The following is a 12,723-nucleotide window of genomic DNA, read 5'->3' on the forward strand; positions in this document are numbered from 1 at the left end:
ACTTCGGGATTCCCCGGGGAAAGAACTAGAACGCGTTCTAGTATTGCCGTCATGCGGTTCACCTATGCGGAAGCAATGACCGACCCGACGTTCTACATCCCGTTGGCACAGGCCGCCGAAGCCGCCGTTGCCCATGACCCAGCCGCCCTTGCCGCCGGCGCCACCGGCCGACGCGGCGCGCACGATGTTGCCGTTCGCGTCGAGGACGGCGTCACCGTCGCCGCCGTTCCCGCCGTTGCCGAACCAGAAGCCGCCGTCACCACCCTTGCCGCCGTGGGCACCGTTGCCGCCGTTGCCCCACAGGATGCCGCCGTTGCCGCCGTTGCAGGCGTCACCCTGGCAGTCGGCGGCCGCATCGAGGCCGTTGCCGATCAGCCATCCACCGTCGCCGATCATCGGCCGCAAGGCGGGGTTCGCGCTGACGAGTGCGGCGGTGGATTGCGCGCTGCTGCGCCGGTCGCTGCCGCCGTTGAGCGAAAGCCAGAGGATCTCTTCCTCGTCGGCGACCAGTTGCACCTCGATCTGTGCCGGCTTCGGCGTGTCGCCGTCCGCCAGCAGCAGTGTGCCGGCCCCGGCCAGCGCGGCGCCGGTGACGCCTGCCGTGATTCCGGCGGTCAGATACGTGCGGATCGCCATCGAGCGGTTGCTCTTCTTGGCATGCCTTGCCATGGGTCTACCCCCTGTCTAGTTACGTCGGATGCCGCCACCAAACCCCGCGTTGGCAACGCCTAGACAGTCTTACCAGAGCACAGTTGGTAATTCTGAGTTTTGCTGGACGCTGGAGCGGTCTGTCGCACCCTCGCCCGCCTTCTGCAGCCCTGCCGAACCGCTGAGCAGACGGCCGTTATCGCGCCGTAACCGGGCACCGTGCCGAACCAACGCGGAGCGCAGCGGCCGTACCCGAACTACCTGCGCTAATCCCGGCAAAGCGATATCTGGCCGACAACAGGCCGATATCCTTGCCTTTACACCGTGGTAACGTCCCGTCGGCTACGCACAGGGTGACACCCGGTTCGAGGGCGGTGCATTCAGATTTGCTGGCCGTTCTGACATGCAACGAGCCAGCAATCTGTCCTGCAAATAGCAGTCGCCGTCAACAAGCCGTGCCGGTCGGCTCCCGGTCCTCGATTCACCATCGGCAGCGAGAAATCTCCCCATTCAGGCTGGAGTCGGGTCGGAGTGCAGCCAGGCTCATTGAAGACGCGCTCGATGCCCCGCCTGGATCACCGCTTCCGTTACGGGGGTGCCGGCACCTGACGACATCAGACGCGGACTGTGCCCGAGCCCACCCCCCCGGGTGTTCTTGGTGCGCGACGGCCATTCGCGCCGGCGCTCGTTATTGGTTGGCACCCCGGATGCCGGGTCCTCGTGCCCCTTGTTCAGCCGTACACGCGGCGCCGGCATCTTCGAAGCGTTGCTAGTCAGTCCAGTTCGGGAACGGCCCGCACGCCCCAGTGACTGCCCACCACGACGCATCGCTGTGCAGCGACGCGGTTGATACGCCTCGAATTATGGTGACCGGCAATGCTGTTGATGAACGGTGCCCCTGTACGTTCCGGCGCGCTCGAGCACACTCGTTCCAAGCCGTGTGCTTTGAACGTTCTCAGGTGGTGTGAACGCCGCCGCGACTGATACCCGGCGGGGCGCGACGCGTTGTGTAGGAACCGTGGCGTCCGCCCTGAAATCCGTAGCGGCTCAACGCCAGCGCCAACCAGTCGGCAGCTGGTCGTGCCACCTCCGTGTCGACGAGCCTTCGGGTGTCACGTCCATGCCGTTTTGCTCCGCCGGCGTTGGCCCATTACGCGTTCTCAGCGCGACAAACCGCACCGAAGCGGCGGGGCCGCCGACTAGGATGTCAACGTGCACAAGGGCGTCACGTGAGGATGGGTCGGTGGACCTGAGACAACTCACGACGCTGGTGACAGTCGCCGAGGTGGGCAGCGTCACGAAGGCCGCCCGCCTGCTTCATGTGGTGCAGCCGGCCATCAGCAGGCAGATCCGACTCCTGGAGACCGAGGTCGGTGTGCCACTCTTCGAGCGCACCCGACACGGCATGGTACTGACCGAAGCAGGCCAGTTGTTCGTCGAGCGGGCGCGACGTGCGCTCACCGAACTCGAACGTGCCCGCTCCGAGGTCCGTCCCGCGATCGACGAGGTGGTGGGTATCGCCACCGTCGGCATCCTGGAAAGTGTCGTCGATCTGGTGGTGGAGCCGTTGGTGGAGGCAGTCGCACAGCGCTATCCAGGCGTCGAATTGCGGATCCTGGCCGGACTTTCCGGGAACCTGCAGCGTTGGCTCGACGACGGTGACGTCGATCTGTCTCTGCTCTACAACCAGACCGACAGCGCCGCCGTGACCGTGGTGCCGATGGTGAGCGAACGCCTTTGGGCGGTCGCGCCTCCGTGTGCCGGCCTGGCCACCGCGAAGCCGATCCACTGGGCACAGGTCTTCGAGCATCCGCTCGTGCTTCCGGTGCCGGGTCACGGGTTACGGATCCTGATCGACCAGGTCCTGTCAGAACTCCACGCGGCGCCGCAGATCACGATGGAATCCAATTCCATGCACGTGCAGAAGAATCTGGTGCTGGCCGGATGCGGCTGGACCGTGCTGCCGGCCGTTGGTATCGCTAAAGAGGTCGCGGCGGGCGCATTCAGTGGTGCGCCGCTGATCGGCCCCGAGGTGATCCGGAAGGTCGTGCTCGGAGTCCGGCGGACGCCGCGGCCGTCCCGAGCGATCCGGGCGGTCGCCGGTGAGCTGACCCGTCTGGTACAGGACCAGGTCAAGTCGAGCGTGTGGCCGGCGACGCTGATCCGGGTGGCCGAACAGGACCAGCCGTGAGCCGGGTCAACTCGGAGCGGATGAGGCCAGCGTCACCACGGCGTTGTAGATCTTCCGGTCCACGAAGATGCCGTCGCGCAACGAAACCTCCCGGGTCCGGTACGCCCGCTCGCCCGGGATGCGGATCTCGCTGACCTCCGGGCGTCGAGGCGTCTTCCTGATCAGATCGAGTTGAGTGGCCAACCGCCGCTGATAATCACCAGCCGGCAGGAACATGTCCGGCGCGAAGGCGATGAACACATGCCCGGTCACGAATCCCTCCGCGTCCGCGGGGGCACAGATGACGCCGATCGCGTGGACGGCCATCGCCAGCGCGAAGCCTTTGTGTCCCGCGAATGGGAGCAAAGCACCGTCGGTGGCCCTGGCGGCATCCGAGGTGGGCTCGCCGTCGGCGCCGATCGCCGTACCGTCCGGGAGCGGCAGGCCCAATCGGTGGTGCTGTTCCAGGTCGGTAGCCGCGATCGTGCTGGTACCCAGGTCGATCACTAGCGGGTCAGGATCGGCTGGAAAACCGAATGCCAGCGGATTTGTGCCCACCGCGGCAACCCGGCCGCCGGGCGGCGCGACAAGCGGGGATCCGCTGGCGGTATGGATGCAGATCAGTCCCTCGCGGGCCACCTTCTCGCAGTAGTACGCGCTACGACCACTCATCCAGCTGTTCGTGACACCCACCACGGCGATGCCGGAAGCTTTTGCCCGGCCGATGAGTTCTTTGACGGCATAAGGCATCACAAGCATCCCGGTATTGCCACCGCCATCGACCATCGCCGATACAGCGGACGCCGCCACCGTTTTCACCGGCGCACGGTTCCCGGTGTAATGACTGCTCAGACGCAGAATCTTCGTCAGCCCCAGATACTCATAGCCGCACAGTGCCGCATCGACGACATGCTCGGCGATGATCCGCGCCTCCTCGACCGAGTACCCGATCGCCCGGAGCGCACGGTGGGACAGATTCTGGGCTTGCTCAGGCGTCAGGTGAACGCGCTCCGCGGCCGCGCTACTTGTCATGCGTTATCAATCGCTTCGCCGACAACGGGATTCATGAGCGCGCCGAGCCCTTCGATCTGAGTTTCCAGAAGGTCGCCGTCCTTCAGATATCCGTCCCTGCCGCGGACCATTCCAACTCCGCCAGGGGTGCCCGTGAGAATCACATCTCCGGGCCGAAGGGTGAACACACGTGACGCGTAGGCGATCAGCTCCTCGACCGAGAAGATCATCTCGGACAGTTCCGCATCCTGGCGCGGCTCCCCCGACACCGCACAGGTGATGCGCAGTGACCGGTAATCCGGTAGGTCCTCCTGGGTGACCAGCGCCGGCCCCAGCGGCAGGAATGTGTCGAAGGTCTTGCCGAGCAGCCACTGCCCGTTGGGCTTTTTCAGCTGCCAGTCGCGCGCCGAGACATCGTTGGCCACGCAGTAGCCCGCGACGAACGAGCCGGCCTCAGCCTCGTGGACGTTGCGGCCCGCCTTGCCAATCACCACCGCGAGTTCGGCTTCGTAATCGACCCGCTTGGGCGCCACCGCAGGAAGTACCACGGTGTCGTACGGCCCGATGATGCTGTTGTTGTACTTGGAGAAGATGACGGGCTCGGTCGGTCTTTCGGCCCTGGTCTCCACCATGTGGCTGACGTAGTTCAGCCCGATGCAGATGATCTTCTCCGGACCGCCGAGTGGCGCCAGGAGTTGAACCTCGTCACGCAGCGCGGATCCGCCGCGCCGTGATTTCTGCACCACCTTCTCGACGCCGTCGGCATCCTGCAGAAGTGTCATCAATGGGTCATCGGACATGGAGCCGTCTATTCTGAGTTCGATTATCTCGTGGCCCTCCAGGATTCCGCCCTGAATAGCGCCAGACGCGTTGCGGTACCGCACTAAATGCACAGACCTCTCCTCACCTTCGAATAGGAAAACCGTTACTATCCCGGGCTTTTAACTGCCCACACCGACCGTCGCCATGCCCTCGATGGCATCGGCGAAACGGATCACCTCTTTCGCTTCACCGTATTGATGGACAGTGACCGCGCGGCCGTCGACCGTGACGGCGCCCTGGCCGGCGGCTACCGCCTGGTCGTATGCCTCGACCGCCTTGCGGGCCCACTGCACTCGCTCCAGCGAGGGTGTGTGACATTCGTTGATCAGTTCGATCTGCGGCGGGTAGAACATCATGTTGCCGGTGAACCCCATCAGCGCCGAACGCGTCGCGACCCGCCGCACCAGGTCGGAGTCCTTCAGATTCGCCACGAGCAGTCCCTCGGCAGCCTCCAGCTTCAGCGCGCGGGCCACCATGATGGTCTTGCTGCGGGCGTAGAGGAAGCCGTCGGTGAAGACCTCGTTACCGTCGAACAACGACATGCCGGTCTCGAGCGCAAGGTCCCCGGGGCCCACCATCAGGCCACACACGCCTGGGACCTGCGCGATTTCCTCCAGTCTGAGCACCGTCTCCGGAGTTTCGACCAGCAGCATGATCTCCGGCGTCGCGCCGTGCCGGTCGAAGATCCGTTTGACTTCGCGCACCTCAGCAGCCGTGCGCGGCTTGGGGTACATCACGAACGGCGCCTTGGCCGCGGCGATCGCCTCGAGGTCCTCCCGTCCCCATTCGGTATTGATGTTGTTCGGTCGGCAGATGAACTCCCGGCCGCCGAAGAACGAGGGGTCCTCGATCAACCCGACCACCTTCTCGCGCGCTTCGCGCTTGAGATCGGGAGGCACGCTGTCCTCCATGTCGGCAAGGAACACGTCCGCCGGCATGTCGGGGATTTTGGCCCACTTTCGCTCGTCCATCGGCGGAACTTCCATGTAGGTCCGCCGCACCTTCACGCCATTCCTCTTCACAATGACCTCCTGATCTCTCTACTAGTTTGCGAATGCAATTTCTTGAACCGTCAATTTGCGCCGGTCATTGCGAGCGGTTGAGGCGACATGACATTTCTCCTGCCTCGCCGCGGCGGGGCGTCGTTGCGCCACCTTCGGGCCAGCAATATCGCCAGGCCAGACAGCGCCAAACAGATGCAAATGTAGATTCCGGCGACGAGTACGTAGACAGCGATGGCATATTGACCACCGAGATATTCGACGCTGGCCTGTGCGCGACGCAGCATTTCCTCGTAGCCGATGATGAAGCCGAGCGCTGTTTCCTTCATGATCATCACGATCTGGCTAATGATCGCGGGCAGGGTCGGCCAAATCACCTGCGGAAGGATGACGAGTCTGAAACATTGCCCTTTGCGTAATCCGATGCTGTATCCCGCCTGTGCTTGCCCCTGAGGCAGCGCCTGGATGCCCGCCCGGTAGATCTCAGCGACCGCGGGAGCGTTGTAGCAGGTCAGGCCGATCACCAGCGTCCAGAACGTAGACAGGGAAATGCCTACCGCGGGTAAGCCGAGAAAGATGAAGAACACGAAAAGCAGTGGCGGAACCCCGCGAAAGACCTCGATCAGCGTTGCCACCGCCGAACTCAGCGACTTGTTTTCCGACAAGCGGCCGAAGGCCAGGATCGCGCCGCACAGCAGCGAAAGCACCGCGCACAAGAGGCCGGCCTCCAACGTCGCCACGAGGCCCTCTAAGACCAGGGTGATCAGGTCGGCTCGGCCCAGGACGGACCAGATCTCCGGGCTGAATGCGCCCTGGCGCGCGAGTTGGAACCCGCAGTAACCGATAACGGCGAAGATCAAAGCCGTCGAGGCGATTGCGATCACGGTATTCCGGCGCCGCCCGATGGCTCCCGGGGGTTCGTACAGTTTGATGCTCATCGGTCGAATGCCACCCTTCTCTCCACTCGCCGGGCGATGGCACCCGCCATCAGTGTCAGTGACAGATAGAGCACCGTGGCCATGAGCAGCGCCCACAGCACTGCGTCTCCGCGGGCGGCGGCAACCAATTTCGTGGCGGCGAACAGTTCCAGGACGCCGAAGGCGCCGGCGATCGCCGACGTCCGGATCACGCCGATCTCGACGTTGATCAGAGCCGGAACCATAGAGCGAAGCGCTTGCGGCAGAACGACGGTCCGCATCGACTGAGGAAAGGTAAGGCCGACCGAGCGGGCCGCCTCGATCTGACCGTACGGCACACCCTCGATTCCCGACCGCACCGTCTCGCAGAAGTACGAACCGTAGTACAGGCTCAGGGCGATGACGGCGCTGACGAAAAACGAGAAGTTGAGGTCGAGTTGGGGCAACAGGAACACCGCCACGAACATCAGCACGACCGAAGGCGTGTTACGGAACAGCGTGACGTAGAGGCCGCCGAAGAATCTCAGCGATCCAATCGGTGACATCCGCATCGCGCTCGCGACCACTCCGATCACCAAAGCCACGGTCCCTGTGATGAGCACCAGGGCGATGGTGTTCCTGAACCCTTCGAGGAAGAGTCCGAAATTGTCAGCGACGGCGTCCATCTCGGCTTCCTATCGGCCTTATGCACACGGGACGAACTCGGGCAGCGGCGGGGCCTCGAGGCCGGCCGTCCCCAGCGTCTTGTCCCACGCGGCCTGGTAGGTGCCGTCTTCTGACGCCTTTCGCAGCGTTTCATTGATGAACTCGCAGAACTGCACGTCACCTTTTTTGATCCCGACGCCCCAGTACTGCTCGGTGAACGGCTTGAATGCGAACTGGTACTTGTCCGGATCACGGGCGATGTATCCGGCGAGCGCCGCTTCGTCGGTCTCCACGGCATCGACACGTCCGCCGTCGAGGGCGGCCAGGCACTTCGATATCTGGTCGAAGAACGTCCATTCCGGCGTGGCGAACGGTTTGATGTCCTCTGGTGCCGTGGCACCCGCGATGGTGCAGTTGCGCTTGCCGGTCATGTCCTCCGGCCGATTGATGCCCTTCGGGTTTCCCTTCTGCACCAACAGTGTTTGCCCGGTCTTTATGTACGGTCCGGCGAACGTCGTCGCCTTCTGACGCTCAGGCGTGATCGAGAAGGAGGCGTCGACCCAGTCGACCTTGCCCTGCTGGATGAACGCAGTCCGGTTCTCCGTGCTGGCCTCTACGAACTCGATGTTGTCGGGCGCGATGCCGAGGCCTGCTGCAATGATCTTGGCGATCTCGACGTCGAAACCTTCGACTTCGCCCTCCAGGTTCATCTGTCCCACCAGGGGCTGATCGAATTTCGTCCCGACTTTCACGGTGCCTTGTTCAGCCAGTCGCGCCATCGTGGATCCGTCAGGGAACTCGGGCGCGGCCGCCACCTCCGGTGCGGGTTCGCTCGCAGAATTGCCACAACCGATCGCCAGAGCGCCTACACAGATGAGCACGCCCAGCTTCTTCCATCCAAACACCTCGTTGTGTCCTTTCGTTCGAATTTCGTTGCTGTTCAGCATCATTGGATCATCGAATCAGTGATGCAGGACCTTCGAGAGGAAGTCCCTGGCGCGCTCGGTGGCCGGGCGATCGAAGAACTGGTCGGGTTTGGAGTCCTCGACGATGCGGCCGTGATCCATGAACACCAGGCGGTCGGCGGCCGAACGGGCGAAGCCCATCTCGTGGGTGACGACGACCATCGTCATTCCCGACCGGGCGAGGCGGAGCATGATCTCGAGGACCTCGCTGACCATCTCCGGGTCAAGGGCAGACGTGGGTTCGTCGAACAACATCAAGTCGGGTTCCATCACCAGCGCGCGGGCGATCGCCGCACGCTGTTGCTGACCACCGGACAGCTGCGCCGGTGGTTTGTCGGCCTGGTCACCGACCCCGACCAGGTCGAGCAGTTCCTGGCCGCGCGCACGTGCCGCAGCCGGGTTGACCCCCTTGGCCTTGATGGGGCCCAGCGTCACGTTCTCCAAGACGGTCATGTGGGCGAACAGATTGAAAGATTGGAACACCATTCCGACGTGAGACCGAAATGCCGCCAGGGGCTTTCCCTCCGTTGGTATGGCCGCGCCCTTGAACCGGATTTCGCCGCCGTCGATGGACTCGAGCCGGTTCATCGTGCGGCACAGGGTGGACTTGCCCGATCCGGAGGGGCCGACTACGGCGACCACTTCGCCGGCATCGATGCGAATGTCGATCTGGTTGAGCGCTCGCAGTTCGCCAAACCATTTGTCCACCTGGCGAAGCTCCATCAGTGGCGCACGGTCGGATGCCACCGTTTCGGTCGTCGGTTGCACAATCGGGCCTGCCTCTCGAGTCGGGTCCCTGCCAGAGATTCCGGGCGTCATATCGCGCCGCGTTCCCGTAGCGCGGCGACGTCCTCCGGTGTCAACGAAAGAAGCTCGCCGTATACCTCGTTGTTGTCCGCGCCGAGCGCGCGGCCGGCATGTCGAATACGGCCTGGGGTCTTGGACATCACCGGGACCACGCCTGGCATACGCAGGATTCCACCGCGGCCGTCGTCGACGCTGACGATGCTTTCTCTGGCGGCGAATTGGGGATCGTCGAAGATCTCCCTGATCGAGTTGATCGGGCTCGCCGGGACTTGGTGCTCATCCAGCAGTGTCATGAGCTCGGCCATGTCCATCGAGCGAGTGAACTCGGCGACGAGCACGTCGATCTCGCTGCGATGGCCGACGCGCAGACTCTGCGTCGCGAATCTCGGGTCGACCGCCAGGTCCGGCCGGTCCATCGCTTTGCACAACCGCTCGAACAGCTTGTCGTTGCTACAGGCCACGGCGATCCACTTGTCGTCCCTGGTCGGGTAGTGGCTGTGCGGGGCGGCGTGCGGTGCGTCGAAGGCCGATCGTTCCCGCACAATCCCGAGCCGGTCGTAAACGATGCCGAGAGTGTCCAGGATTCTGAAAAGGCTCTCGTACAGGGAGATGTCAATCTCCTGCCCCTCGCCGGTGCGGCTTCGGTGTTCCTTGGCCACCAGCACCGCGAATGCCCCGAAGAGGCCGGCCAGATAATCGGCGATGGTGGCGGATCCTGGGACAACCGGTGGCCGGTCGGGAAAGCCGGCGAGATACGTCAACCCACCGAACGCCTGGGCGATCCGCCCGAATCCCGGCTTGCGGGCGGCCGGCCCGGTCTGGCCATAACCCGAGATCCGCAGCATGATCAGCCCAGGATTCACGCGCGAAAGCGAGTCGTAGCCCAGTCCCCAGCTCTCCATGGTGCCGGGACGGAAGTTCTCGACCACCACGTCTACTTCCGCGACGAGCCGACGGAAGAGCTCCTGCCCCTCCGCTGTACGAAAATTGCAGGTGACGGTGCGCTTGTTCCTCGCCTCCTGCAACCACCACAGCCCGACACCCCGGTCTTGCTCGGCGAGATGTCGAAGCGAGTCGCCGAGCCGCGGCTCCTCGAGTTTGATCACATCGGCGCCGAATTCCGACAGCAGGGTTGCGCAGAACGGAGCGGCGATGAAGGTCGCCGCATCGAGCACGCGTAGGCCGCTGAGCGGTTGGAGAGCGTCTTGCATGGCGAACGTTTCCTTCTGTGACTCAATCGATCCGGGCACTGCCTGCTGTTGCGGTTATCAAGTGCCCGCCGGCGGCGGGGATGGCCTCGTCGAGCAGCCGTGGCGCCGCAGACCAGGTGATGTCAGCGGATGTGACGCCCGAGCCGACGAGGCAATCGGCGACCTTGCGTCCCAACTCAGACGGCGACGGCGGCCGTTGCGGCGCCCCGGGCGGCACCTGCATTCGGGTCAGCACGGGAGGACCGTCGATGGTGTGGATCTCGATGACGAAATCGCCGTCGAGCAGCCCTGCTCCGCCGCTCGACATTTCCACCTCGACGAGGCCGACGAGCCGCTGAGCCTCCTCGCGGTGTACCGCCTGGTCGGAGAACGAGGCAAACCAGCAGTTGCGGTCCAGTAGCGCGGTCGCGACCGCGTACTCCAGGCTGAACTTGCCTTCCAGGCCTGTGTGCGGTCGTGGATGGATGAGGGGAGCGACGGTGCCCGCCAGTGTGCGCACCACGATCCGGGTGATGTCGCCGACGGCGACGCGATCACGGACCTCGTGTACCGCTGCGATGGGTCGCTGCATCGCATAACAGCACGGGTGGAGCTTGATCGCCAGACCATCGGGCACGGCAGGAAGATCGGGAAACCTGTACGGCACCGGGCCCGCGCCGACAAGCGGCAGCCACGCATCGAGGCTCGTGATGTCGACGCCCGCGCCGTCACGTGCGAGTGCCGCTGCCCGAACGCCGGCGTCCACCGCGAACCCGACCTGTAATGACTTGGCCTCAGTGCCGAAAACCCGCTGAACACCGCCCGAGGCAGGCACCGCCAGTGCGATGGCCCGAGCGGTCAGATCGACATCGAGCCCGTACGCGGCTGCCGCGCACGCCGCTGCGCCGATCGCCCCGCTGGTGGTCGTCGCATGCCAGCCCGACTCATAGTGTCGCCACCCTAGGATGGTGCCGATACGCGCCATCACGCCTGCGCCCGTAAGGAATTCGCGAGAACCGCCGCCCGTGGCCAGGGTGGCCGGAACGCAGACCGCACTCACGTGTGCGGTCGACGGCAGGTGCAGATCGTCCAGATCAAGCACGTGCGAGGCGACCGCCCACCTACCGCCGGCACCAAATGCTGCCGCGTGTTGGAGCACCCCATGCCCGCGACCTGCGATCGCACAGGCGACCGTGTCCAAGAGGGCACGATCGGCGAGTGCGGTGTCCTCTGCGGTGGGAGCCAACGCCACTGCCCACTCTGCGAGCGCAGCGGCGAGGGGCCGACTCAACGGGTGCCGCCGGATGACTCGCCCGCTATGAGCTTGATCACATCAAGCATCATCGGCATTGATGCAATGCGCTGTCTAATAGCAATGCGTGATGGGACACATGCATCGACGGCATACGAGAACCGCGCCGTGGCGGACCGCTGGGGCAGCTGAAGCGTCGTCGCTGCCGTCGGCTACCGCACCATCGGCGTTCGAATCCCACGCGTGGCACCGAGAACACCCGCAAATATTTCTGAGTTCACCGAAATCATGGCTAAGTCGGCCTATGAGTGGTTCTTCTGCCGAACATCAGGTTCGCGACAACGTGTACAGGCAAAGACCGCGTGGCGACGCACAGAAGGGCAGGCAGCTCACGACAGGCCCCGGAGCAACCCTCAACCTGGGGCGACTATCACCGCACGCCACCTAAACACTTCCGTGACCTGCTACTTTGCCCGAGGGGAAGCACCTCGCTGCTCGATCAACGAACACAGGAGGAATCGCGTGAGAATCAAACCTGCTCTGATCGCAGGCGCTGCGGCCGCTGCTACCGCGGCTGCTTTTGCGGGGGCTGCTGTCGCCTCGGCCGAGCCCGAGGTCAAGTACCTCGGTCAGCCCGGCGAGCTTGTCAACGGAAACGTCGTCCAGCAGTGGACGATCACCGATCTCAAGCCCAGCTCGGATGTCATCCCGTATCAGCCGGTCGGGACGCTGTGGGAGGCCACGGCGACCGACGAGGCGATCTCGGGCAGCGTCATTCCGATCGTCTCGAATCTCAACGCGCGGGCCAAGAACGGCGACACCTACCGGGTCCTGTTCGGTGTCGCCACCCCGCAGGGCGTCAACCCGTCCACCCTGGCCCAGGGTCAGAAGACCACCGGCAAGATCTACTTCGACGTCACCGGCGAGCAGCCCGACAGCGTCTTCTACAGCGACGGCGGCCCCGATGTCGTGCTGTGGCTGGAGGCGCCGCCCGCTCCCGCGACCGGATCCACCGGCAGCGGCAGCTCCTCGTCGTACGGCAGCCAGACCTCGCCCTCGGTGTCCGGTGCCGCCGACGCCGCCACCGCCGAAACCACGGAGACCCCGGCCTCCGCTGCGGACCCTGCCGCCGAGGCCGCTGTCCCGGCCGAGCCGGCGCCGGCCGCAACGCCAGATCGAGCCGCTTGGCGACGTCGGTCGCCGATGCGCGCCGGGTGAGCCAGGCCAGCAGGTTGGACAGCCACACGTCGGAGATCACCCGGGCGATGTGGTACTGGTCCTCGGTGGGCTCCCCG

General features: G+C 64.5%; 11 protein-coding genes and 2 pseudogenes. 3 read left to right on the forward strand and 10 right to left on the reverse strand.

All coding sequences use genetic code 11. The features are described from left to right. Positions 1-51: 51 nt before the first annotated feature. Together ASJ79_RS33755 and ASJ79_RS08105 are read left to right on the forward strand one after the other, a co-directional pair. Positions 52-126: pseudogene (locus ASJ79_RS33755) on the forward strand (hypothetical protein); the annotation flags it as partial. Positions 127-1,891: 1,765 nt separating this feature from the next. Then, the gene (locus ASJ79_RS08105) at positions 1,892-2,839 is read left to right on the forward strand and encodes a LysR family transcriptional regulator (RefSeq protein WP_067954204.1); all 948 of its coding nucleotides are present in this window, start codon (positions 1,892-1,894) and stop codon (positions 2,837-2,839) included. Between the two features lie 6 nt (positions 2,840-2,845). Here ASJ79_RS08105 and ASJ79_RS08110 read toward each other — a convergent pair whose 3' ends face one another. The 9 genes from ASJ79_RS08110 to ASJ79_RS08150 are packed head-to-tail and all read right to left on the reverse strand — an operon-like array spanning position 2,846 to position 11,428. After that, positions 2,846-3,850, reverse strand: a complete 1,005-nt coding sequence (locus ASJ79_RS08110; RefSeq protein WP_067954205.1) for an Ldh family oxidoreductase — start codon at positions 3,848-3,850, stop codon at positions 2,846-2,848. Then, a complete protein-coding gene (locus ASJ79_RS08115; protein WP_156448330.1) occupies positions 3,847-4,722 on the reverse strand; it encodes a fumarylacetoacetate hydrolase family protein in 876 nt (291 codons plus the stop codon). The genes ASJ79_RS08110 and ASJ79_RS08115 overlap by 4 nt, the downstream gene beginning before the upstream one ends. 48 nt (positions 4,723-4,770) lie before the next feature. Then, on the reverse strand, positions 4,771-5,673 hold the full coding sequence (locus ASJ79_RS08120; RefSeq protein WP_156448331.1) for a CoA ester lyase: 903 nt from the start codon (positions 5,671-5,673) through the stop codon (positions 4,771-4,773). 50 nt (positions 5,674-5,723) lie between these two features. After that, a complete protein-coding gene (locus tag ASJ79_RS08125) occupies positions 5,724-6,590 on the reverse strand; it encodes an amino acid ABC transporter permease (protein ID WP_067954208.1) in 867 nt (288 codons plus the stop codon). Further along, positions 6,587-7,234 (reverse strand): amino acid ABC transporter permease, encoded by a 648-nt coding sequence (locus ASJ79_RS08130; protein ID WP_067954209.1) that lies wholly within the window; start codon positions 7,232-7,234, stop codon positions 6,587-6,589. Before ASJ79_RS08130 ends, ASJ79_RS08125 begins: the two co-directional genes overlap by 4 nt. An 18-nt stretch (positions 7,235-7,252) precedes the next feature. Further along, the gene (locus ASJ79_RS08135; RefSeq protein ID WP_197420125.1) at positions 7,253-8,161 is read right to left on the reverse strand and encodes a glutamate ABC transporter substrate-binding protein; all 909 of its coding nucleotides are present in this window, start codon (positions 8,159-8,161) and stop codon (positions 7,253-7,255) included. Positions 8,162-8,176: 15 nt separating this feature from the next. Then, a complete protein-coding gene (locus ASJ79_RS08140) occupies positions 8,177-8,998 on the reverse strand; it encodes an amino acid ABC transporter ATP-binding protein (RefSeq protein ID WP_082753717.1) in 822 nt (273 codons plus the stop codon). Next, the gene (locus ASJ79_RS08145) at positions 8,995-10,197 is read right to left on the reverse strand and encodes a CaiB/BaiF CoA-transferase family protein (RefSeq protein WP_067954212.1); all 1,203 of its coding nucleotides are present in this window, start codon (positions 10,195-10,197) and stop codon (positions 8,995-8,997) included. The genes ASJ79_RS08140 and ASJ79_RS08145 overlap by 4 nt, the downstream gene beginning before the upstream one ends. 22 nt (positions 10,198-10,219) lie before the next feature. After that, positions 10,220-11,428: an MmgE/PrpD family protein gene (locus ASJ79_RS08150; protein WP_369803622.1), complete on the reverse strand. Its 1,209-nt coding sequence runs from the start codon at positions 11,426-11,428 to the stop codon at positions 10,220-10,222. Positions 11,429-11,716: 288 nt separating this feature from the next. Between ASJ79_RS08150 and ASJ79_RS08155 the strand changes: the two genes are divergently transcribed. Continuing rightward, positions 11,717-12,646 (forward strand): MPT63 family protein, encoded by a 930-nt coding sequence (locus ASJ79_RS08155; protein WP_369803623.1) that lies wholly within the window; start codon positions 11,717-11,719, stop codon positions 12,644-12,646. Here the strand turns inward: ASJ79_RS08155 and ASJ79_RS30805 are convergent. Beyond that, positions 12,591-12,723 (reverse strand): annotated as a pseudogene (locus ASJ79_RS30805) (TetR family transcriptional regulator); the annotation flags it as partial. The gene ASJ79_RS08155 and the pseudogene ASJ79_RS30805 sit on opposite strands and share 56 nt — an antisense overlap.

This window comes from Mycobacterium sp. NAZ190054 (genome assembly GCF_001545925.1).
Taxonomy (GTDB): Bacteria; Actinomycetota; Actinomycetes; order Mycobacteriales; family Mycobacteriaceae; genus Mycobacterium.

Bases quoted from the DNA above. Each gene is read 5' to 3' on its own strand.
- ASJ79_RS08145 (WP_067954212.1), bottom strand. From the start codon at position 10,197: ATGCAAGACGCTCTCCAACCGCTCAGCGGCCTACGCGTGCTCGATGCG.
- ASJ79_RS08130 (WP_067954209.1), bottom strand. From the start codon at position 7,234: ATGGACGCCGTCGCTGACAATTTCGGACTCTTCCTCGAAGGGTTCAGG.
- ASJ79_RS08155 (WP_369803623.1), top strand. From the start codon at position 11,717: ATGGCTAAGTCGGCCTATGAGTGGTTCTTCTGCCGAACATCAGGTTCG.
- ASJ79_RS08140 (WP_082753717.1), bottom strand. From the start codon at position 8,998: ATGACGCCCGGAATCTCTGGCAGGGACCCGACTCGAGAGGCAGGCCCG.
- ASJ79_RS08125 (WP_067954208.1), bottom strand. From the start codon at position 6,590: ATGAGCATCAAACTGTACGAACCCCCGGGAGCCATCGGGCGGCGCCGG.
- ASJ79_RS08135 (WP_197420125.1), bottom strand. From the start codon at position 8,161: ATGCTGAACAGCAACGAAATTCGAACGAAAGGACACAACGAGGTGTTT.
- ASJ79_RS08110 (WP_067954205.1), bottom strand. From the start codon at position 3,850: ATGACAAGTAGCGCGGCCGCGGAGCGCGTTCACCTGACGCCTGAGCAA.